The following is a 24,543-nucleotide window of genomic DNA, read 5'->3' as shown; positions in this document are numbered from 1 at the left end:
AAATTAATATCTCAGCCTTTTTATTAACTGTCATGTAAATTGAAAACCAGCCCCCTATTATTCCTTTATTTCAAATTCCATAATTTCCACCAAACTATTAAACAGTAATAATATATTTTTCTATAATATTACTAATTGGATAAATCTCGAACCAAACGAACTTGATAATAAGCACTCACTGTAATGACTCTTGGGGTGCCTTCCGCAAAATCTAACGACCAAGCGCTAGAGTTATCATTTGTTTTTGTTGCACTCCAAAATGAATTTATAATTGAGTCGGTAGTTCCTGGAAACGCATCCAAATTAATTGCTGGACGATTACAATTATTAGCAACAATCGAAATTAGCTCTTTAATATTAGGTAAGCGCCAATCGTCAAATCCAGCAAAAGTTGCTTCATTTGATATGATTAGTGAATTTTCAAATGTATAAATTTCTTGACCAGTACAGGTATTGTTTTCCCAAGTTTGACCTAATGAACAACGCATCCACATTAGATTTGTTTTTTTATCTGTTACCCAACCATCATCACTAAAAATATAACGAATAGTTGGGGTATTGTCTTCCATTTGTTCATAACATGTCGCTTGTGCAAAATTTACCACAAGAAAAATATTTAAAATTATTGCAAGTTTTTTAATCGTCATAGTATTTTCCTTAATTATTTTCGCGAACTAAAATTAAAGGCAACGGGCCAACTTTAGTATTTGTAAATGAAGATGGGAGTTCATAAAAATAAACCGCTCTAATTGAATTATTAAATGCAGGCGCCGTAATTGTCGATGTTCTGTGATTTTTTCTTGTTAATGTATACGGGAAAAACTCTTCATCTAATCTTGTACCTTCACCCATTATTACAATAGACATCATCTCTTCGTAAGTTGGAATTCTCCAATCATTAAACCCACAATAATTTGATTGATTTATTTCATATAAAAATACCTGAGTATTACACTGAGTTACCACCACACCGCCTGTATAGTTTTCACAAGTTTGCCCTGTTAATTCATGACCAATTACTCCATCATTTAATTCTGAGTTTGGTTCAAAATAAAAATAAGTACTCTCATAATGATGAAGTCCATGATCATCTGTTTTTACTTCCCACATTAAGTTTGTATGATTGTCCAACACGCAGGTATGTTGTGATGCATCTACTGGCAATGCTAATCCATCTTCATCTAATTTTGTAAAATCAAATCCAGCAAAACCAGAGCCCTCTTTAATTAAATTTAAATCGGCATCGCGACCAAAGTGTGCATCTTGTTTGACTGTATTAGCATCATCACAATCTAAATCTTTAAAACAACTGATTGAACCTGTATCGCTTAATGTTTGACGTTCAAAATAAATATCAGCGCCTTGTGGATAAACAGAAACGACCATTTGATCTGAAAAAATAATATTTTCATCCGTAGTGACACTATAACTAAAATAAAAATCAGTCTGTGAAACAACTTCCGGAGCAGTAAAGCTAACTGCATAATCACTTTCAATTTGTAATGCAATTAAATTATCCAATTCATTAGTTTGTGCCCAATTAAATGCAGTATTTCCATAATCGGGATCTATATAATCGCCAATTAGTTTAACATCCTGCTCTGAATGAACATATTTATCTTTACCAGCATTTACATGAGGCGGATCATTAATAACCTGCATAAAAAATGATACTTGATCACTATGGCTACTTCCAAAATCATCAGTAACAGTTAATTCAAAAATAATTTCTTCGGTACCTAAATAATCATAAATTGGAATGGTAATGACTAAATTTTCTGGTGAATTAATTTCAATGGGAGTGCCTGCTATTTGCGTCCACATAGTTGTAACAATTTCTGAATCTTCATCAGTTGCACTTCCACGCAGTACAGGAAAATCAGCATTGTGAATGATTGTTTGATCGACACCAGCATTAGCAACTGGCGCAATGTTTGTTGGGTTATAATCAAAAGATATTTCTGATTGAGATGATGCACCTTGATCATCTGTTACTTGATAAGAAAACGTAAAAGTTTCAGGTATTGTTAGAGTTTCAAAATAAATAGTTAAATTTTGGGTGTCAGCATTTGTTAATAATGCAGTAGTTCCAGAAACCTGCTGCCAAAGGTGTGTGAAATTTTCACTGTCTACATCAACTACTATTGCATCAATTTGATGATTAGTTTGTTCAAAAATTTCTGAACTAACCATATTTAATTGATGAGTGGGGGCATCATTAAATGGTTGTACAATTACGTACACATCTTGCTGATAAGATGCTTCTTGACTATCTGTTACGGTATATGAAAATAATAACGTTTCTTGTTCGGCTAATTCATCAACTACAAAAGTCATTTGAGCATTCCTACTGTTCAAAATATTTGCAGGCGTTCCTGAAACTTGAGTCCAAAGATGCGTAAAACTAGAGCTATCTACATCTGAGACTTCAGAAGATAAAATAATATTGTCTTCTTCAAAATTATCAACAGGTACAGAAATAGTGGCAGTTGGTGCATCGTTTACAGGCCCAACTCTAATAATAATTTGATCGGTAGAAGTATTTAAATATTCATCAACTACTTGATAGTTAATACCTATTAAAGTGGCGGCAGAAATTTCTCCCACTGTAAATTGAGCAAACTGACTGTCAGGATTTTCAATTATAACTTCTGGGCCGAATGCTTGAGTCCATAAATGAGTGAGTTGAAAACTATCGGAATCCATTGCTTCACCAGTTAAATACACCACCTCATCTTCATAGGCAATTTTATCTTCACCGGCTGAAATAATGGGTGCTAAATTTTCGATTTCTGTTTCAGTATTAGAATGAGTATCTGTAATGGTTTCACTTTGTGTGTTAGTTTGCGAGTCAGTTTCTACCTCTGTTTGAGTGATGGATTGCGTCTGAGTTTCGCTTGAGGTATTTGACTGGGTTAAAGTTTGAGTATCGGTTTGCGAAATAACATCTGTCGTAACGTATGTTCCTATATCAGTATCAGGGTTTGCCACATCATTAACATTCGCTTCATCACAAGAAGAGAATAATAAAACAGTGCCTATGAATAGTCCTTTTAAAATGGTTGTGTTCATTGAGGTTTTAAGCCTATTGTTTGAATTTAATATGGTTTGAATTTAATATGGTTTGATTGTAATAGGTTTTGGTGGGATTTTATATAGTTAAGGGCAGATATGAAATTTCTCTGCAGTTGTATTCAGTCACAGAGTCACGTCTTCCCGTCACACCTACTTCGTATGCAAATGAATCCATCAATACACCAAACTCTGCTCTTTAAGTTTAATTCCAACATCCATGTTGAAATTAAAAGCTACGCCCAATTACGCGTCCAGCGCTGTCAATTATTAAACATCATTCATGAGATATAAAATAAAAAGGCCAAGATAAATTAATATTTCAGCCTTTTTATTAACTGACATGTAAATTGTAGAACCAGAACATTGTTCATCGTTTGTGATGTCCGAAGTCAAATAGAGTAGAAGACAGCCACATCTAAAAAAACATGACAGCCTCCCCTCATCAAACCGTACGTGCGGTTCTCCCGCATACGGCTTTCCGATATCCTTCTTCTCAAGCATGCACAACTTTCCAACGCGGTTTTACTGGTGGCTGATATAACCCTAAATAACCGTACAAATACTGCCTTGGAAATTTATGATAACTCGCCCCTCTATTTCTCACCTTGTGTCTGTACCTTAGTTGGTGTCGCAGACTTTCTTCCATATAGTATCGGATCTTCTTTATTTTTCGATGACCGTAACCATAATAAAAATAATTGCACCAGCCTCTGACTGTTGCATTTAATTGTCTAACCACTTCATTTATCGGTACTGGATTCATCGCTCTTCGAGTGTAAAATTTAATCTTCTCACTTACTTTTTTCATCGATTTCTGTGACGGCTCAACCATCGGGAATACTTTTCCTGATTGTTTGCTTTTTGCCATTGAAATTTCAAAACCTAGAAAATTAAACTTCTCTTTTAGCGAATCTACCACTTCAGTTTTGTCTCCATTAAGTTGTAAATCTAATTTACCCAAAACTTGTGTTAACACTTTATATGATGCATCTGTTTCATTTTTACAAAGAATCACTAAATCGTCAGCGTATCGGACTATTTTCGCTTTTAATTTAAATGCTAAATTGTGTTTGTCCCATATTCTATCCAATACATCCAGATAGATATTGGCCAATAATGGCGAGATAACACCACCTTGAGGTGTGCCTAATTTACTTTTCTTACCACCTGCAATAACCGTTTGTTTTCCGCTCTTTTCTACTTTGATCACCACCGACTTTAACCATTGATTTAATAACGCTAATACTTTCTTATCAGAAACTCTCAGCGATACTAACTTCATGAGCTTAACGTGCGCGATGGTATCAAAGTATTTCGACAGGTCAGCATCAATCACTTGTGTATGTCCCGATCTTAACGATTGAGTAATACTGTTCATGGCTTGATGAGCCGATCGATTAGGACGAAATCCGTAACTGTTATTACTGAAGCCCGATTCAAAAATTGGTTCAATGACAATTTTAACAGCCATTTGGATGATTCGATCTTCAATATTCGGGATACCCAACGGACGAGTTTCGCCATTACCTTTCGGTATGTCGACACGTTTAATTGGACTGGATTGATAGGAATTAAATTTAAGCTTAGATTGTAAAATATTTAAGTAACGCCACTTTGATATTTCTCGTTCTATTGTTTCAAATGTCACCCGATCTAAACCAGGTTTGCCATTGTTTTTCTTAACAAGTTCGTAAGCATATTGCAGGACATCCAAACGATAAACCTTGTCATAGATTGAATAAAAGCAAAATGTGGATTGTTGTTTGGCTTTTTGAAATAGTTTCCTCTGAAGGTCACCGACTCGTTTTTTCAAACTGGAAGATGTTAATAGCATAATGCAATCATCTGAGCCTTTTCCTCTTTGGTTACATGAATAAAGTAGAGCCACTTCCCTTGGGTGTCGTTATGTTGTCGCTCACCCTCAAACGGTACTATTAGCCCCTCTGACTTCCAATAAAGCCCGTCATCATTTCGCTCTTCGCTTATAAATGACCGTTGATTCTGCAAAAAATCACCTTATTGGATCTCCCGTCCTGCACAATGTATCTTCCACCACATACCACTCTTATAACCCCGAAGGACTCTTTCGTTCATGCTCATTAAATATGTTTGTGACTGTCTAAAAAAGACAGATCAGAAATCATATTTTTGATTGAAAGATGACAGCTTTCCCCTTCAAAACAGAGAGTCAGCGTCCTTATTTAGTTAACGAGGCTAAACAGATTCACTTGCGTTGCGGTCTGCGGTTTTGCCTTTGAAAAACTTACAGCATCCAATTACTTGAACACTGCTTTTCAGTGCTACCTAGGTGAATGAGTAATTCCTAGGACAGGACTTTAACCTGCTAGATATATTGCCGGTAACGGCGTACGCTTTGACCCCATTAGTTCTGAAATTAAAAGCTACGCGATTTTACGCGTCCAGCGCTATCAATTATTAAACATCATTCATGAGGTACAAAGGAAAAAGGCTAAGATAAATTAATATCTTAGCCTTTTTATTAACTGTCATGTAAATTGTAAAACCAGACCCCATTTATTTTTTTTGTCAAATTATATTAGTTAGCCTGTCCTCAATCTTCCTAAACGAGCTAGCCTGTCCTTATTTTCTTTACTATGGCTGTCTTAGTTAGTTGTCGTTAGCTCCAATTGAAGGGATTTTCAGCTTTAAATGACCAATAATTTGGAGTATTAGACAATAAAAAGGCCAATCTGTTTAGGATTGACCTTGATTTTACTATGGCTGTCTTAGTTAGTTTTTACTTAGCTTGTTTTAAACTAATCTAAAATTCAAATTCAGATAATTTATCCATTTCAATAATGTATGAATTCTCATATGCCCTTACAACTACACAAACATTTTTATTTCGAATTTTCCAAATTAACATCTCAAAATCATTTATATCTTTCAAACCAACAAAATTTAAATCACTTGCTGTTATTTGTTGATTTGTATCAATTAAACCATATTCCAAATTCAAATAATCCAAAATTTCATCAGTTTTAATATCTGGAATTTCTACAAATTTCTTTTTATATGGAAGTTGAATCATATATTAACCGCCTCTTTTACAGTTAGGTAGCGAAGTAACACCGCTTATGTATTTTTGCTTTTCTTGATCGAAAATACCTCTAAAATAAGGTTCACCTAATTCGAACCATCCAAAACTGTAGAATAACTCTAGATGTTTTGCAATGACAGCCCTGCCTTTAGGTGTCTCTGCCAATAATTGTATAGGCTCTTTATTTGAATAACTAAATATTTTATTAGTGCCTTTAAAATATTTTTTATAAGCAGTGTTAATAGCTGCGTTATAGGTAACCATTGCAGAATGCAATGCAGTATGGACAAGAGGTTTCAATGGAACTAATTGTTGCCTGCTAGCTTCTTCAGCACCACACATATAAACCGGAATTGAATGATGGCCTATATTTTTACCATCTTTGGTATTAACCTTAGAAACAGCAAGATTCATTGCAGCTTGGTTAATATCATATTCTGCTTTTTGTGTTGTTACTGGGAAACCTAAAGCATATTCAAAGTATGAGGTTATCCCTAATGCAACTCCACCAGCAGTAGAAACCATCAATCCTGCTGTCATAGTTGACCTCAAAATACCTTGTATACTAAACCCCACTGAAAAACCACTCAATGACATTGCATAGTATCCACTAGGATCCGTATACATAACAGGATCAGCATTAGCATACAAATACTTATGCAATGTTATCGGATCTTGCGAGTTACCCAAATAAACATCCTGCTGAGTAAATCGCCCAACACCCTGATCATAATACCTAGCACGCAAATAATACTGATCCAATTCTTCATCAAACTGCTCACCAGTATAAAGATAAGCATTATCAGTCACACCAACCGAGTTCAATAATTCACCAAAGGCATCATAATTATATGAATCACTCACAATCCCAGATTCATCAACTAAAGATCGAGTAGATCCAAGACCATCATAAATATAATAACTAGGCACAGTAATATCAGTATCAATACGATTCTGAGAAATCAAATCATCCCCATACTGATAAGTCACGGCCAATTCACCAGCAACCACTTCACCCACAACCTGAGCATAAGATTGATTCATGTCAACAATGTATTGAATCTCAATACTAACACCAAACTCATCAGTAACCGTTTTACCAATTCGAATACCAGATGCGTTATAAGTAAATTCAATGGTTTGAGTTTCTAATTCAGCCTTAACCAATTTATTCAAGCTATTGTATTCATAATCAATAGTCACCAGCCCATTTTCTAACACTTGGATGGTGTTGCCATTGTCATCAAATACATATTCTGTAGTTGTCGTGCTATTTACTTCACTAATAACTCTATCATTCGCATCATAAACATAAGCAGTCTCTTCGCCATCGTTTTTAGTTAAACGATTGCCTGTGAAACCATGAGTATATGTGGCACTGTAATTTCCATTAACTGCGTCGATCACATCTTCATTCGTTAAACGGTAATGATCATCATACTGGTAAGAAATTTCTCTACCATTATATTCAACAACTTTGTCACGACGGCCAGTTACTCCAACTTCATAAGAGAAAGAGTCCATCAACACACCAACTTGATCGAAAGTGTTTAAAGTCTTCAGACGATTTAACTCATCATAAACATAAACCTGTGACACACCATTTGGATATAAAACTGAATGTCGATTACCTACTTCATCGTAGCCATAACTTGTGATTTTGGCTTCAGTTAACACAACTGAATTCACAATATATTCTCGAACTGTCGACAACCTATTAAGCTCATCGTATGTGTAGATAATTTTAGAGACTTCAACAGAATCCATTTCTAAAACAAACTGTGTTTTGTTACCTGCAATATCATAAGAGTAATGTAATACCGAACCGTTTGGCTGAGTTTCACTTAATAAACGACCTGCAAAGTCATATTCATAATTCCAAATCCCTTCTTGTGTTTGGGTTTGTATGACTTGACCTGCTACATCAAACTCATTTATCTCGAACGATCCATCTGCATACCCAGTTTCAAATAAACGATCTGAAATATCGTAGAAATAAACATGAGCGTCACCATTAAAATCTGTATGAGTAGTTTGCATACAAAGGGCATCCACTTGATTTAATTCAACTGCTTGTTTATCGGCACACAGATAATAATCATAAGCGTAAGTTTCAATTTGCCCCATTGGTAGCTGTCTTGAAATTTCACGACCATTATCATCGTACGTCCAAAGTGTTGTTTGGCCTTTTGCATCGCTTTGACTTAATTTATTACCTTGCTCGTCATAGGTGTATGAAGTGATGTTACCTTGATGATCGGTCACTGAAATTAAACGACCAATTGCATCATAACCATACTCAGTTTCAATACCTGCTTGATCAATTTCTTTAACTCGTCTACCTAATGCATCGTATTGTGTTTCTATAAAAGTCAGATCATTAAATGTGGTTTTAACTTTTTGATCATTCTCATCGTATTCATACTCAGTACGGCGACCTAAGTTATCAATTTCAGCTAACACATTACCGTTAGTGTCATATTCATAACTATGTTCAATATTACCACTTACTAAATAACTGATGGTTTTAGTACGTCTGCCTGCCTCGTCATATTCAAAAGACGACTCATTACCTAAAGCATCAATTTGTTTTTCAACTCTGCCAATTGCATCATAAACCGTTTGCATTTCACTATTGTCTGCATAAACAGTTTTGACTAATCGATTTAATTTATCGTATTCAAAAGTAGTGACATTGCCTTTCACGTCAGTTTCACTTAAAACATTATTCATTTTGTCATAAGTTTTTTCTGTGAAAGACCCATCTGCATAAATAGTTTTGATCACTTGGTTATACGCGTCGTATTCCATTTGAGTGGTGCGACCAAGCATGTCGATATTTAACACTTCATTACCCATCAAGTCATACACACTTTCTGACTGTCTACCATCTGGGTACGTTGTTTTAATTAAACGATCTAACTTGTCATATTCATACGATGTGGTTTCTTTCAACAAAATAGTTAATGAACTATCAGCAGGGTCAACTACAGTACGAGTCATCGTTCCAGATAACATATTGTCGTTCGAGTCGTATGTATAAGTAGATTTATGACCTAATGCATTGGTTTCTGATAATTTACTGCCTTTGCTGTTATAGGTATAAGACGTTTTATTACCCGCAGCATCAGTGGTTGTGCTTAAGTTACCGTTCCAATCCAACGTAGAGCTAAAGCTATTTCCATCTGGCCCTTTAATGCCTGTCAAGTTTCCTACACTGTCATAAGTATTTTCCCAAACATGACCTTTAGCATCCACAATGGTTAACTCATCGCCTTTGTCGTTATAAGTATAAGTCGTTGTATTACCTAACTCGTCGGTTTGAGTTAATACGTCATCGTCTTCGTTATAGGTCGCTTGTGTAGTAAACCCTAATGCATTGGTCATGCTTAGTTCATTATCGTCTGCGTCATAAGTATACGAAGTGATATGACCATAAGCGTCGGTAGTGGTTAATACATTGCCGTTTTCATCGTAATGATAAACCGTTACATTGCCGTTACGATCTTTAATAATCGACTGACGACCTTCTAAGTCATGATTAAAATCAGTACGGTTTCCATCAGCGTCTTCTTGTGCGATTAAACGTCCGTCTTCGTAGATGTTTTTCACTACACCACGACCAAGCGGATCAATAATATCTGTTAAGAAATGCTCGTCGTTTTTACCCGTGTCGCTGTATACAAAATTTGTAATAGCGCCAACTGGGTCAATCACATTAATTAAATCGCCTGTTTGTGCGTCGTACTCATAAGTGTACTCATTACCTTTTGGATCGATAACAGTGGTAATACGATCAAACTGATCTCGAATGATTTGTATTTTTTGACCCGCTGAGTGACTGATTTCTGTGTCTGAGTAATCCAGTTTATTACCATTTGGATCGGTAATCGATTGAATGCCATTGTATTGATCAATTAAATATTCAAATCCATTACGCGTTGTTAATTTATAGACACTTAAATCATCTGCTTCCGGAAAAACAAGCTCTGAAGATAAAACATTTGTATTTGCATCATAAAAATATTGAACTGCATCCAATGCTTCTAATGTAGCTTTAGAGTCATCTTTTGATTCGAATGTAATGGTGAAACCAAACACCCCACCTGCGATATAACACTCTTCATCAACAAAAGATTGTAAAGCTCCATCCCTTCTTGTAGCTTTTGCAACAAAAGTTTCAATATCCCCATTTGGTAATGTGATTGTCACTTCTTGATCTTTTACTGAACGCATACAGATTGCTGGGAACGACATTACAGCCCCTCCAGCTAAACCACCAAATTTGAAAGGTGCTCCCTCGGATGAAAATTTCCAACCATCTGTTGGTTCTACGCTTTCTTGAATTTCAATATCGTTATAACTTGCTGACCAACCATAACCCAACTCAAGATTTTCTAATCGGCGGCGGCTATCGTAAGTTCTTGAGAAACTTACCGGAATACCCATTACTGGAATTTCGAAATCTGTTTGAGTGATTGCAAACTCACCAATTTTTAAATCACCATCAATGGTTATTGGATAAATAATATAACGAATGAAACCTGCTGAATCTTGCGCCTCTAGTTTTAAGTCATACATGCCATTTCGCATAATAGTGGCGTCAATTTGACCTAAGACTTCTGCATCTTTATTTTGATAGCCTTTCGCTAATTCAATCCAATTATCTTTACCTTTTGAGGAAATGGATAATGTATAGGATTGTAAGTTCACATCAAAAACACTTCCTACTACATCAATTTTATTTTTTATCGTAGCGCTAATTTCTGGCGAAATTAATTCTATTTCTGGCGCAGTGCTGTCATTAGGATCACTGACATTTAAAGTTTTAGATCCCGCTACATTTGACTGGATGTCACTTACATTAAAAGCAAATTCGTATTGACCTATATCAGGAACAATAATACTGCCTTGGCCATATGGACTTAAGTTAACAATTTCACCTTCAAAGGTTAACTCTTTAACAACCGAACCACGTCCACCATCGTGAACTAAGAACAATGTAAGTTCATCACCTGGATAGACCTGACTCGACCCAAAATGCAATTGCGCACTCAAAGGGGCTAATTCTTCTTTGACAATTAATTCAAAACTTTGAGTTGTTATGCCTTTTGTATCATTCACTGAAACAACAACCGAATAACTTCCAAGATCTTTTTGTGTAGGTGACCACTGAATAAAACCTTCTTCAGTTATAGTCATGCCATCTGGATTTGAAGTGAGCTCATAAAATAAAGCGTCGTTATCAGCATCTTTTGCAACTACTTGATAGATATAATTTTCATCTTTTGCAGTCACATAACTTGGAGTAGAAAGTATTTCAGGGTAGTTATTATCATTTGAACCTGGTTGAGAAACAATTCCATCTACTACTTGTAGCATATAGTTATGAGTTACAAAAAATCTTTGATCTTGAATTTTAATTTGAACTGAAAACGTTCCAATTTGATCTAAAGTTGGTGTCCAACTAAATAACCCATTTTTATCTATGAACATACCTTCTTGTGAATCAACTAACGAGTAAGTCACTTCATCATTATCCGCATCAAATACAACCATTTGATATTGATACTCCACATCTACAAATGCAGGTGAAGTAGGCGCACTTAAAACTTCTGGCGCCGAGTTTGGTGGTAACTCTTTATTGACAAAAACTGAATAACTTTGTTGTGCAATCGCGCCACGCTCATCTTCAACATTAATTTTTATTTCATGTATTTGTGATGATTGATTATCTGATGGCGTCCAATAAATTAAGTCATTTTCAATAACCATTCCTGCTGGAAACTCTAACAATGTAGATGTCCAAGAATCGCCATCTGAATCTGAAATATTTAATTGATATTGGTATAACGTATTTACTTCAACTGCATATGTAGGTTCAGAAGAAATAGTTGGTGCATGATTAGCCGACTCATTTACAGGCAAACTCAATCTTTGCGATGTTGCACCTGTTCGCCCATCATCTACAGTGATGGTAACTTCTACTACTTCACCAATTAATGTTGCAATTGGAATCCATGTGAACAAACCATTTTGATCAATTTTCATTGATTGTTCATTTGATTCGATGGTGTAATTTAACGAATCACCGTCAGCATCAATTGCAATCACTTGATACTTAAATTCTTTACCCGCAAATACAGCTCCTTCAGGGACACTTGTGATTACTGGTGCAGCATTACTTGCATAAGGATCATAAACTTCAACATCAAATGTTTGTGAAGTAGATGCATTTAACTCATCTAAAACAATGACTCTGACATAATGAACACCAACATCCTCAAAGTCAGTTGACCATTGCAACAAACCAGTTTGTGGATCAATTGTCATTCCTTCTGGTGCGGAAGATAACACATAAGCTATTAATTGCGCTTCAGGATCTGTTGCTTCAACTTGATATGTATAAGTTTCAAAAGCTGTGACATTTCCTGTTGGCAGCGAAGTAATAGTAGGAGCCAGATTGCCATCTGGAGTGACTGTTACAGTATGAAATTGAGTTGCACTTGCACCAGCTAAATCGGTTACTTTAATTTCTAATAAATAACTGCCTTCAACTAAATTTTCAGCAGAAATAATGCCTGTCTTTTTATTTATTTCAAATACATTTTCTTCATTAATTAAACCAAAACTAAATGCGTCACCTAAATCTGGATCACTCACTTCTACTTTAAAACTGTAATCTAATTCAGCTGAAATTGAACTTACAGTTGCACTGATAATTTGCGGCGCGTCATTGTGATTAGTAAAACTGATTGCAAATTTTTGGCTGTCCCATAACCCTGCTAGGTCATACACTCTTACATCCACAACCGCAGCACGAGCGGTATTGTTTGTATAGTCACATTCAACCACCGATTGATCTGTGTTTATTTCTGCACGAATGGCCTCACTGATATCCAATTCGTTAATTGGTAAGGTTAATTCAATTTCAGTATTTGGCGTAATTAAAGGGACTTCAATTAAACCTAAGTCTGTATCGCCTAACCAAAAATGCTCGTGAAATACATTAATCGTTGTTTCAGTTGAGTCAGTTAACCCTCTGTTTTTAACCGTTAATGTTACTTCGCTATTTTGTTCGTTATATTTAATTGAATGCACAATTAAATCGGCTTGAGCCAATGCTGGACGATCTATGAATGTGTTTAGGCGGAAGGTGTTGTGGGTTAGCCATGGATATGAAGGCTCCGATGGAATAGTTAAATCATCATTAACGTTATTCACTGAATATGAGTATTGATTCCAAATTCTTCGTGTTGGCAACCATTCAGGGCTACCTTCCAGTACGAACAACCCAGCTTTGCTATTTGAATTTTCTCCCAACACGATTTCTGCATGTCCATCATTATCAACATCAGCAACAACAGGATATTCAAGTACCGTTCCCGTTCTTTTAGCTTGCTCATAAATCACATCACCTGTCGCACCTTCAAATATATAAAAATTATATTCATCTGCATACAGCACTTCAGATTTCCCATCGCCTTCGAAATCAAAGAATGAAGAACCTGTTCTAAATGAGCTACTGTCAATAGTGTCATGTTTCCATAAAACATCACCAAGACTATTAAATACTACATAATTTTTTGCACCTGCCACCGCTATTTCAGGAACGCCATCACCATCAACATCTGCAATAGTTGGTGGCCCACCTACCCCACCACCAGGCAACGAAATTGGCCCCCAAATAATTGTTCCATCAGTATCTAATAAATACACTTTTGAATTTGCAACTAAAACAATTTCAGCTTCGTCATCATTATCAAAATTTGCTACTGCATTTATCCCGCTACTAGGAATTGAAGATGCATGCCATTTTAATGAGCCATCTGAGTTATAAACTGAACGCCCTGCAATAATCTCATACTCACCATCTAAATCTATATCTTCGACAACTGATACGATTCCATAATCTAATTCACCACCAAAATCATTCACCCCATTCCATAAAAGGTTTCCATCAAAATCATATACCAAGTCACCTAATATAATTTCCGATATACCATCATGATCTAAATCGGCAAGATTAATTCCGTCTCTTGGAGTATGTCTTGTGTAGAGATTAGGAATATTACTTTGCCAGATAATCTCTCCAGTATTACTTATTAGCATTAATGATTCGCGATACTTACTAACTGCAACAAATTCAGGAATACCATCTCTATTCAAATCACCAACTGCAGGACTACTTAACATTGATATTGGTAAATTTAAAACTAAATGCTCAACTCCTGTGGCACCATCAACAATTCTTATTTTTTCATTTTCTGGATGGTGGCCAGAATAAAAAATAATATCTGTATCATCATCTTCATTTATCAAGCCATCGGCATTATCATCTGTAAATTGAGCTACCATTGGAGGTCCGTAAACATCACTTTGCTGTAAATCAGAATGCGTCCATCTCCACTTTTCAACAACATTAAATTCACTAATTATTTCAGATTCTTTCTCACACATTAAATTCTGATTAATCAATACATCAACAAATTTAGAAGCTTCGTTCCATGTGATTTGACCTGAGTTTTTATCAATGACAATATCATGCACGTTATTTTCAAAACCAAATTCTAATTCATCATTATTTGGATCCGTTGCTTGCACGTCATAAATATAACCTAGTTGTTCATGGCCTTTACTTACGGCTGAACTAACAATACTTGGCGCTAAATTTTCGAACACTTCAAAAGTAAAGGTTTGCTCTACTGATTCATCTCTTAAATCCGTTACTAATACAGTTACTGAATAGATTCCCGGTTTTAATATTTCTGGATCTGATGTAATTAAGCCTGTTCTGCTGTCAATATAAATGCCTTCAGGGGCATCGGTTAATTCAAAAACAGCGGCGTCACCAATATCTTCATCTTCGACTGTTACTTGATATTCAATTGATTGCCCACCTTGTTGCTCAGCTGGTGGTTCACTTGTAATAACAGGTGCTGCGTTCACATCTAAAATATTAACCGAAAACCATTGATTGTCTGAGTTTTGTGCTTTGTCATGAACCAATACATTAACAGTTGCTGCGCGTGCTTCATTATTATTAATCGTACATTCTTCAACGGACTCAGGCACTACCACTTTAACTATGATGTCGCCGACAATTTGTGATTCTTCAATTTTCGCAGTGGCTACTTTAACTTGATTACTATTTAGACCTGAGAATAGAGACTCGCCAATTAAGTCGTCATTTTCATTTAAAAATTGAATGACGAAATCGCTAGTAATATCAGCTAAACCACGGTTTTTAATGGTTGCTTGAATGATTAAATTATCATCAGCATTTGCACGTAATAAAATATCACTTACTCGAACATCTGGATTACCTAAATGCTCTAATGCAATGGGCAAGTACGACATAACCAAACTTGTTGTACCTAGATCCGTTGAGAAATAACCACTATTAGTATCCCAAGTTCCGTTTGCTTCTTGAGCGTCTAATAAATAATTAATATTATCTATCACGAGTTTATCGGTAATACTTGGGTTCAAATAATTCAGCGCTAAACCCACCCATGCAGAGGTCATTGGATCACTTGTTCCTGAATTAAAATTCAACGTCCAACCACCATTTTGTTGTTGTCTACTTCTCAACAATTGATCTAAATGAGTTTTTGCCTGCTCAACTTCTGATTTTAACGTTTCGTCTTGTATAAATTCTAATAATTCAGAAATAGCAATCAAACGGTACGCACTGAATAATGAATAGACTTCATCGTTATAACTGTCTGAAATAAAATAACGAACAATTGCATCTACGTTATCTAAATATTGATCGGCGATATCTAACTGAAACTGTGTTGGGGCTTCTACTAATTGAATATCTTTTAAATAATATGCAATTGAATAAGCCATGATAGACGTCATTGCTTCTGGATTTCTTAACCAGCCCGTTGGGTGATCTTGTGTCCAATAGATTTCGTCTGAGCCTTGTTTTTTACTTTGCATAAAGTTTAATGCATTGGCACGAACATCAATTGTAATTTCTGGGTCGATGCCTTTTGACATTGCCCATATTGCTAAAGCGGTTTGATTTTTTGCGTATTGCGGGTGGGATTGAATAATTGAACCATCAGTTTGCTGACTAGTTAAAAATTCATTTAATAAATAGTCGATGCCTTCTTGTGGTACATCGGCTTTATCTTGACTGGTGACTAAACCTAATAAACTTTGTGATTGTATATGACAGCCTAAGCACTGATGTTGTTCATCCCAACTTATTGCTTGCTCTGAAGTATATTCACCACCGTCGTGAATCGCTTCTTTCACTTCTAAAAATAATGGTGCGATATAATTTGATGAGGCCTGGCTGCTTTGACCATCTAGTAACACTTCGATTGAACCCGTTGGAACGACATAACACTGTGAATTAAATTGCGCAACGCTTCCTACATACTTCTTGTCAGCGACCCAACTAATTTCACCTGTTTGAGCATCTATTGACATGCCATTTGGATTTTGAGCTAAAGTATAAGCCAATTCGTCATAAACATCAGGATCTACCGCATCGACATCATATTGATAAACTGAATTTTCAAAGCCATAATAATTTGCAAATGAGGTTATTTCTGGTGGCTCAGATGATAATAAAGAAGATATATCTGCAGTAAATGGTGTGTGGTAAAAATGAGTAAATCCAAAATAATTTTTCGCGATTAATGTGCCATGTAAATAACCCCAAAGGCCATTCACATTTGCTTTTGGCGCAAATACCGTACCTTCAAGACCAACACTGCCAATAGATAATTCGATTGCATCAACAAAGTGCCATAATGTTTTATTAGCTAATGGTGCAAATGCTTGTAATCCGATATTATCGATTTCACCAATAGCACCTGTAATATTAATAACGACTGCATTTGCCTGATCAATACATGATGCATTTATATATGTCGCATCGGCTAAGTCGTCTGTTGTAATATTAAAAACTTGAATTTCTTCTTCACAAGTACCCGTTAAATGCAGTCCATTCCATTTAAATTCAGATACACCGTTAATTTCAGCTTGCGATAATTGCGTTGAATTATTGTTTAATTCATAAAATTCTATTTCAGCTTGCTTGTCAAAAACAACCGCACCGGTAACTGTAGCGCCTTCTTGTAATCCATTTAATACTTCATAAGTCACATTATCAATACCACCTTGTGCAACTGCACTGCCATGATAAATTTTGCCGTGATCAAATGATAAGTTACCTCCAACAACCAATGAGTTTTGTTCTGGTGCTAAAGTTATTCCAGAACTAATTGCATAGCTCATAAGCTTTGCATCATTTCCTGTGTAAAGCTTTCCTTCTACTTCTGTATTGGCTGACTCAAAATCTTGCTCAATGTATACGTTATATTGACTGGCATCATTAAAGTCAGCATAAAGAAAATTAGAAAACAAAAAGCATATTAAGCCTAATAATTTTGTTGGCGTTTTTAATTGATAATGAAGATTCATAATAAATTCCTTAAAAGAATATTTTTATATGGATACAAGTGCCAATTTTGTGAACTAATTGGCACAATTTTCGAGAATAATACTCGAATTGATAATTTTTTAAACCTTTTTGGTCAATAAATTTACAGAATTTTATTAGCTTGTATCATTTCTGACAATAATATGACGCTCAATCTACTCACTAATTTATAAAACTAAAAGGCTAAGATAAATCAATATCCCAGTCTCTATATTAACTGTCATGTAAATTGTAAAACCAGATCCATTTATTTTTCAAAACAATCATCCTTTGAACTTAAAACGATATTTCAGATGGATAGACAATACCTTTACAATTTGAAGGTTTAATAGGCTCTCTGCTTATAATTTTAATTGAATCTATATTTGGCAAACCTGCTTGTGCAGTAGCTCGTAGTGAGATTGTGTTCACTCCCTGATCCATTGGTACATTTATTTTTAAAACCTGCCAATTTTCCCATTCATTTTCTGTTATGTTGAAATTAATATTTTGTGTTTGTCCTTCAACATTTAAAGTGGCTTTATTTGTTTTTGCACCACTTGCATAGGTAATCAATAAATCAAAATTTCCCCTTTGTGGAATGTGTATTTGCCAAGAGATGCTTGCACCACTTTCATTTATGCTGTCTGCATAACCCACACCGGTGTAACCTTTATGTTCAGATTTTACCTGTCCGTTAAACCCGCAAAATCCTTTTTTTAATTCTTCGATAATTAGCCCGATTAGTTTTGTTTCATTCAATAATGGCGCCAAGCCTGATAACTTGCCTGTCGGGCTTATATCAGAGTAATACTGAATTTCATCACTGCCTTTGTGAGTATTTTTACTGTTTTCATTTACGTTGTCACAACTGGAAAAAATCGATAGTAGACATACTATTGCACCAACTGTTATTAGACTTTTCATTACTTCTTAAACCTTTTTTCAATTAAAGGCGATCGACCACTGCCTTTAATTATGAATTTCAATATTATGACTTAGGTAAATTTAAACAGTTAGATCTAGTTTTGCTTAAATTAGAAGATCTATCATCAATTGCTATTATTTGATTTTTAACCTTTTATCGAGTAAATGTTATTTAAATGTATTATGAGTGTATGTAATGTAATATTTCAAGGGGGAACATGCAGTATTTACATAAATTGAGACTTCAATTACAGTTTTTTATTAAATACTTTTAATCCTTATCTTCGTCTAACCACCTAATACTAGGCTTTTTCTGCACTAATTTTAATCATAACCACCCATGTTAAAATATTTCACACTTCAAATGAGAGTTTACAAAAGATTACATTTTATGAATTATTTTGAATAAAAGCACCCACATTAAAGTAAAGTGCGATTAATTTTGAACTTATAGATTTAATATAATGGTAGAAATACTGCGCGCACCTATATCCACAGTGACAGTTTGTCCATCAACGGTACTAGGCATTAATTCACGATTTCTAAATTGGGAGGTGTAATAAAATTCTGCTGATTCTATATTTTGGGTGAAACCAATTTTGACACCATCAACAGGGTTTGTTTCTCGGTTAAGAATCACCAGTATGAGTTGTTTGTCTTTTTGATAGACAGTTACATCTAAATTTTGCGCAAGCGCCATAGTATTTGCTTGAACTCTTAATGAGTCGGGTCTAACAAATTTAGAATAATGAGAAAATGCCCAGCCACGTTTAAGTATCTGCCCTTCTTGAGTGCCATATATTGGGTCGCCATCGCCCATAAAGGAATAAAACCTCACGGCCCACCACCAAATGTAAGCACTCCAATTAATTTCCATAGAATGATGAATGCCACCTAATACGTCATCTAATGTTTCATCCCACGTTGTTTTATGAAAGTCATCACCCCAAATATCACTTCCGTTGCCATCCGCTTCATGTGTATACCATTCAGTCATCCACACTCTTGTACCAGTTATTTCGGCTAAAGGGTATTCTTCAAAATTGCCTGAACTTTGGGCTCCATATAAATGCCCACCAACTAGATCAATGTTTTCTAATGCACCGGCATCAACTAATGCAGGATCGGTTATGTCACGGTTAAATCCAACCGATTCACCTATAAGCACTTTTGCATTTTTTATTTTATCGCCATGGTCACGCATAAAATTACGAATGGTAATGCCATCCCACTCACATGATTCATATCCTGGAATCCAATCGGGTTCGTTTTGAATGGAAATGACATCAATCTCAATGTCGTTATCTTGCATATAATAGACATAGTTATTTAAATGGTAAGCATAATCATCATAATATTCTGGGAGTAATTTCCCTCCATAAATCAAACTATTGTTGTCTTTCATGTAGGCTGGGGGCGACCAAGGTGTGGCCATTATTTTTACATCCTCCCCCGTGTTTTGAACGTTTTTTAGTAGATTAACGTAATCTTTCCAAGTATTGGGATCAGGTGTCAACATGGTACGAATAATTGACAAACCTAATTGATCCTCACCCATTCCATATAATTTTTCAGTTTGACTTTCACTCCAAGGCTCAATGCCCCACATTGGCCCCAATGCTCCGAATCCATCAATTACTTGGTATGCGGTATGGTGATCTATGGCGATATCTATATTGCTAGGCATAGGCAATATCGGATCGACATCACCTGTAATTGATAAATCATCTACAAAATAATTAGCACTTGTTCTGGTGGCTTCGGCATACACAAACATATCCGTCAACTCACCTTGAGGTAAATGAGTATAAGTACCTTTAAGTAATGTCCATTTTCCTGCAACTAGCTCTGCAGTGGCTACATTTTCAATATGTGCCCCAACACTATCCACATAAAATAAACTTAACTTGCCAGTAGTACTTTCACCTGCATCTAAGCGCATCCAAACATTAAATTCATAATCATTACCCAATGTTAGTGGGCCAAATTCATAATTGATGCTGCTCCAAGCTGCCGCCCTATCATAAACATATAAAGACGTGTTTCCACTGTGAGCAATATCTGAAAATGAATATTCAATTTCACCAAATTTACCCCAGGGTGCAATACCCGATTCAAAATCTCCGTTACTAATTAAATTATTAGCAACAGGCACATAGACTTCTTTTTCAACGTTAATTTGCATCGGGTAATGAGAGACTAACTCACCGTCTGTCACACTTAACATCACTGTATAAGAACCGTCCGCTTCGTATTCATGATTAACTTGCTCACCAAAAGCAGAGGTGTCATCTCCAAAAGACCATTCAAATGTAATCTCTTCTCCGTTTAAATCCATGGCTTCACTGGCTTTAAATACTGCATACCAATCATGTTGAGCGACAACTTCTAATTTGGCAGTCGGGGCAAGATTAGGCATTCCAATCGAAAAGTTTTGAGATTGCGTCTTAATAAATAAACCATTGCGATCAGTGACTGTTAAATCAAAATAATGATACCCCGCCTCAACTTCAGTCACAGGATTAATGCCTTCTAACATTGTCACACCATTAATAGTCCATAAGTAGTTTAATTGATCTGGTGTGTCATAATCGTCCGACACATCCAAGGCATTAAATGAGACTGTAAAATCTTCAATGGAGATGTAAGCTTTGGCATACGGAGCTGTGTTTTCTGTAGGGATAAAATCAAGCTCGTACTGAATTTCACTGGACGCACCAATGAGCCCTTTATTGTCTTCCACAATTAAAGACAAAGTAAAAAGACCGCTATGATCGGGCTTATATGAACCTATTTTTTCTCTTGAGACAACCTCATCATTTACCAACCAACGATATTCCACTATTTGCCCATCAGGATCATAAGATTGAGAAGCATCAAAATAAATGGTGTCATCAATTAATTCAGAAGTATGTAATGACACAGGCTGTAAATTGGTAGCTACTACAATATCTGTTTTAGAATCCGTTTCTGTTTGAGTATTGATGGAATTAGTAGGTTGAATGCAACTTGAAAGCACAATGATGCAACCTGCAAAAATAGGCAGTAGGTTTTTCATGTAATCACTGCCCCCCTTTTTGGATTGCTGAGTTATTAATAGTTGATCGGCGTATTATGATCGCTAACCCTTACTTGACTCAAGTATTGAAATGTTAACGGCGTTAAATTTAACAATAAAAGCCCAATTGATCACTTTTGGCATTAAGTATTCACACTGTAATTTTTATAATCGTCATTAAGAATAATGATGGATTACTTTGCCTATTTAAATGAATACCGAATTAATTTTGGGGAAATACATAAAATAATATTAATTACACCACCAAGACATTAATAATACATTATTTATACCTAATCAATTGTATAAAAACGCTTAGAAATGTAACTCAATCACAATTTTTAGGATATAAACGCTTAGCTATTTGTTGTATTGCTGTTGCATTACTGTTGCATCGCAGTTGTATTTTTAAAACCCGATCTCAGCTGACTTTAATGTGTGCGTGTTTAAAATTATATCCACCTCAAAGTAGAGTAGAATTTACAACATATAGACATAAAAAAGCCCCATTACTGAGGCCTTAAAACTTTAAAAAAACACTAAGACTTTCTGATGTTTTGACTATTAAATAATCCAAGCAACATCATCAATGACATCAACCAAAACATGGTAATCTGGCCAAATGCGCTGTCTTCAAGTTTTTCATTTTCGGAATTCTGGGGACCAGCCTCAACTTCAGTTTGTGTTGCTGAATCAGTTTCAACCTCAGTTTGAGTTGCTGAATCAGTCTCAACTTCAGTTTGTGTTGCTGAATCAGTCTCAACCTCAGTTTGTGTTGCTGAATCAGTCTCAACTTCAGTTTGAGTTTCTGAATCAGTCTCTACTTCAGTTTGTGTTGCTGAATCAGTTTCAACTTCAGTTTGAGTTTCTGAATCAGTCTCAACTTCAGTTTGTGTTGCTGAATCAGTCTCTACTTCAGTTTGAGTTTCTGAATCAGTCTCTACTTCAGTTTGTGTTGCCGAATCAGTCTCAACTTCAGTTTGTGTTGCTGAATCAGTCTCAACTTCAGTTTGTGTTGCTGAATCAGTTTCAACTTCAGTTTGTGTTTCAGTATCTGTTTCAGAGTTTGTAGTGGTAGCTGTAGTGGTATCCGAAACACACTCTGTCTGCCCTGTTAAAGGCTGTGAGGTACCCTGCGGACACACTGACGCTTCAATTGCCCCCTCTAGATTTACAAAGTGGTTAATTGGCGCATCAATACAAGCAATAGAACCCGCTAACGGCTGATATGTACCAGGCAGACATTGAGTAAAATTGTCAGCACCTTGCATATTTACAAATGCACCCGCAGGAGACAAATTACAATTAATTTGCCCTATATCGCTTTGGTAATATCCCTTTTCACAACTGACTTGGTTAATTGATCCAGTTTCACTCACATAGTGTCCGACACTGGCATTTAAACATAACCCCTGCCCTTCTAAGGGCTGATAAGTTCCAATAGTACAAACTTCTGAATCAGTCGCGCCTTCTTGTGAAAACTGACCAGCTGGTGTTTGCTCACAATCGGTACTTCCGGCATTTGGCTGATAGGTTCCTGCCGGACAAGCTGTAAAAGTTTGAGCTTGATATGCATCAACAAAACTGCCAGCAGGGGCAATCAAGCAGTTATTTTGCCCTGTCAAAGGCTGGTATCTACCAGGAGGGCATTCAATTTGTTCAATCGCACCTTGGATTGAAACGTAATTCCCTGCACTTGCAATCTCACATGCACCTTGCCCTTCAATCGGTTGATATGTACCCACCATACAAGCAATAGAAACTTCTGCGCCTGCTTCTGAATATTTACCTTTCTCAGTCAAAATACACGATTGCATGCCAGGGTTGGGTTGATATTTACCTGCTGGACATAATGTGGCTTCAAGTGCACCTTCAATCTCGACAAAACTGCCTGCAGGCGCTTCTTCACACACACCATCTAGGTAAAATCGGCCAATCGAACATTTAGGAAAATCTAAAATATTATTCTTGTCCGTAGAAAACTGAAATTCAATATAATCGCTGTAACCGTCGTTATCAGAATCAAGAGTTGAGGTTTCATCGCAGATATATCGCCCCACCGAGTCATCACATTGGGTCACAGTAGTATTGCCTAGTTCGACAAAATCATAAGCTAAGCCACCTTCACACAAACCGGTTTCTATATTTGGCGTACGATCTGCTTCACAAGCACTTGCAATTTCTCCAGACAAATAAACTGGTTGACCAATATAGTTACCTCCTGGGAAATAATTACAAACTAAATACGTAGACGGCCAATTAAAATTTAAATTTTGAATTTCATCTGCTCGAATAAACCCACAGCCTATATAACGGGTTTTTGCCCAAGCATCCTGCGTAAAATGTCCACAAGCGGAGTTAGGTTCACAGTCGCCATTCGTCGAGGTACTATAAACCCAATCGGCAACTTCACTTTCCCATGCGTCAAATCCATTTAAAAGCGTATTTATCGTAGGAACAGAGGTTGAACTCGCTACATAAATATTTTCCCCTACATATCCAAGTTGACTAAAACTGGCCAACTCAAAATTGTCTCCTAAATCAGATTGTCGATTACTGTTATGCCCCCAAATTTTTTGAGCAGCATATTGTGTTGCCACAAGAGCAAGCGCGTCGTCCCACACTAATTTATTCATATTAGTGGCCGTAGGCACAGGATTGCCATTTGCATCATCAAGCAAACCCAATGCAACCTGAGATCTAAACTCATTAATTTTATCTAAAATGATTTGTTTATCTTCTTCAGATAATTGATCAGGTAGTTCAAACGCCAACAGCTTTAGTTGAACCAACATCAAGCAAACAGTAAAAACCGCCATTACACTCAATCGAAATTTACGCATATATCCCCCTAGGATGTTATTTTTTCTCACTTTAACATATTTTAATTGACACAGGCATCACCCTATTACCTGCCCTCTACTTGATTTTTGCTCAATGATCACAATTAATCACTTTCCTAAATTCCTCAATGAGCCT

General features: G+C 36.0%; 8 protein-coding genes. All 8 read right to left on the bottom strand.

Features of this window, described 5'->3' with window-relative positions:
• Positions 1-131: 131 nt before the first annotated feature.
• The 8 genes from TYM08_RS02020 to TYM08_RS01985 all read right to left on the bottom strand — a co-directional run bounded on the left by TYM08_RS02020 (position 132) and on the right by TYM08_RS01985 (position 24,407).
• Complete coding sequence (locus TYM08_RS02020; protein WP_422381307.1) at positions 132-647, bottom strand: DUF1566 domain-containing protein; 516 nt, start codon at positions 645-647, stop codon at positions 132-134.
• Between the two features lie 10 nt (positions 648-657).
• The gene (locus tag TYM08_RS02015) at positions 658-3,072 is read right to left on the bottom strand and encodes a PKD domain-containing protein (protein WP_422381306.1); all 2,415 of its coding nucleotides are present in this window, start codon (positions 3,070-3,072) and stop codon (positions 658-660) included.
• A gap of 496 nt (positions 3,073-3,568) precedes the next feature.
• Entirely contained in the window at positions 3,569-4,909 is a 1,341-nt protein-coding gene (gene ltrA, locus TYM08_RS02010) for a group II intron reverse transcriptase/maturase (RefSeq protein WP_422379593.1), read from the bottom strand.
• A gap of 948 nt (positions 4,910-5,857) precedes the next feature.
• A complete protein-coding gene (locus TYM08_RS02005; protein WP_422381305.1) occupies positions 5,858-6,127 on the bottom strand; it encodes a hypothetical protein in 270 nt (89 codons plus the stop codon).
• A gap of 3 nt (positions 6,128-6,130) precedes the next feature.
• Positions 6,131-17,581, bottom strand: coding sequence for a choice-of-anchor A family protein (locus tag TYM08_RS02000; RefSeq protein ID WP_422381304.1), 11,451 nt, complete (start codon positions 17,579-17,581; stop codon positions 6,131-6,133).
• A gap of 295 nt (positions 17,582-17,876) precedes the next feature.
• On the bottom strand, positions 17,877-18,506 hold the full coding sequence (locus TYM08_RS01995) for a carbohydrate-binding protein (RefSeq protein ID WP_422381303.1): 630 nt from the start codon (positions 18,504-18,506) through the stop codon (positions 17,877-17,879).
• Positions 18,507-18,954: 448 nt separating this feature from the next.
• On the bottom strand, positions 18,955-21,564 hold the full coding sequence (locus TYM08_RS01990) for a PKD domain-containing protein (protein WP_422381302.1): 2,610 nt from the start codon (positions 21,562-21,564) through the stop codon (positions 18,955-18,957).
• A gap of 539 nt (positions 21,565-22,103) precedes the next feature.
• The gene (locus TYM08_RS01985; RefSeq protein ID WP_422381301.1) at positions 22,104-24,407 is read right to left on the bottom strand and encodes a CAP domain-containing protein; all 2,304 of its coding nucleotides are present in this window, start codon (positions 24,405-24,407) and stop codon (positions 22,104-22,106) included.
• Positions 24,408-24,543 lie beyond the last annotated feature (136 nt).

Source organism: Marinicellulosiphila megalodicopiae, from assembly GCF_045862395.1.
Classification (GTDB): domain Bacteria; phylum Pseudomonadota; class Gammaproteobacteria; order Pseudomonadales; family Natronospirillaceae; genus Marinicellulosiphila; species Marinicellulosiphila megalodicopiae.
Note: the sequence above shows the minus strand (reverse complement) of the source record. Positions and strands in the feature narration are given on the sequence as shown.

Bases quoted from the DNA above. Each gene is read 5' to 3' on its own strand.
- TYM08_RS01995 (WP_422381303.1), bottom strand. From the start codon at position 18,506: ATGAAAAGTCTAATAACAGTTGGTGCAATAGTATGTCTACTATCGATT.
- TYM08_RS02000 (WP_422381304.1), bottom strand. From the start codon at position 17,581: ATGAATCTTCATTATCAATTAAAAACGCCAACAAAATTATTAGGCTTA.
- TYM08_RS01990 (WP_422381302.1), bottom strand. From the start codon at position 21,564: ATGAAAAACCTACTGCCTATTTTTGCAGGTTGCATCATTGTGCTTTCA.
- TYM08_RS02015 (WP_422381306.1), bottom strand. From the start codon at position 3,072: ATGAACACAACCATTTTAAAAGGACTATTCATAGGCACTGTTTTATTA.
- TYM08_RS01985 (WP_422381301.1), bottom strand. From the start codon at position 24,407: ATGCGTAAATTTCGATTGAGTGTAATGGCGGTTTTTACTGTTTGCTTG.
- TYM08_RS02005 (WP_422381305.1), bottom strand. From the start codon at position 6,127: ATGATTCAACTTCCATATAAAAAGAAATTTGTAGAAATTCCAGATATT.
- TYM08_RS02020 (WP_422381307.1), bottom strand. From the start codon at position 647: ATGACGATTAAAAAACTTGCAATAATTTTAAATATTTTTCTTGTGGTA.
- ltrA (WP_422379593.1), bottom strand. From the start codon at position 4,909: ATGCTATTAACATCTTCCAGTTTGAAAAAACGAGTCGGTGACCTTCAG.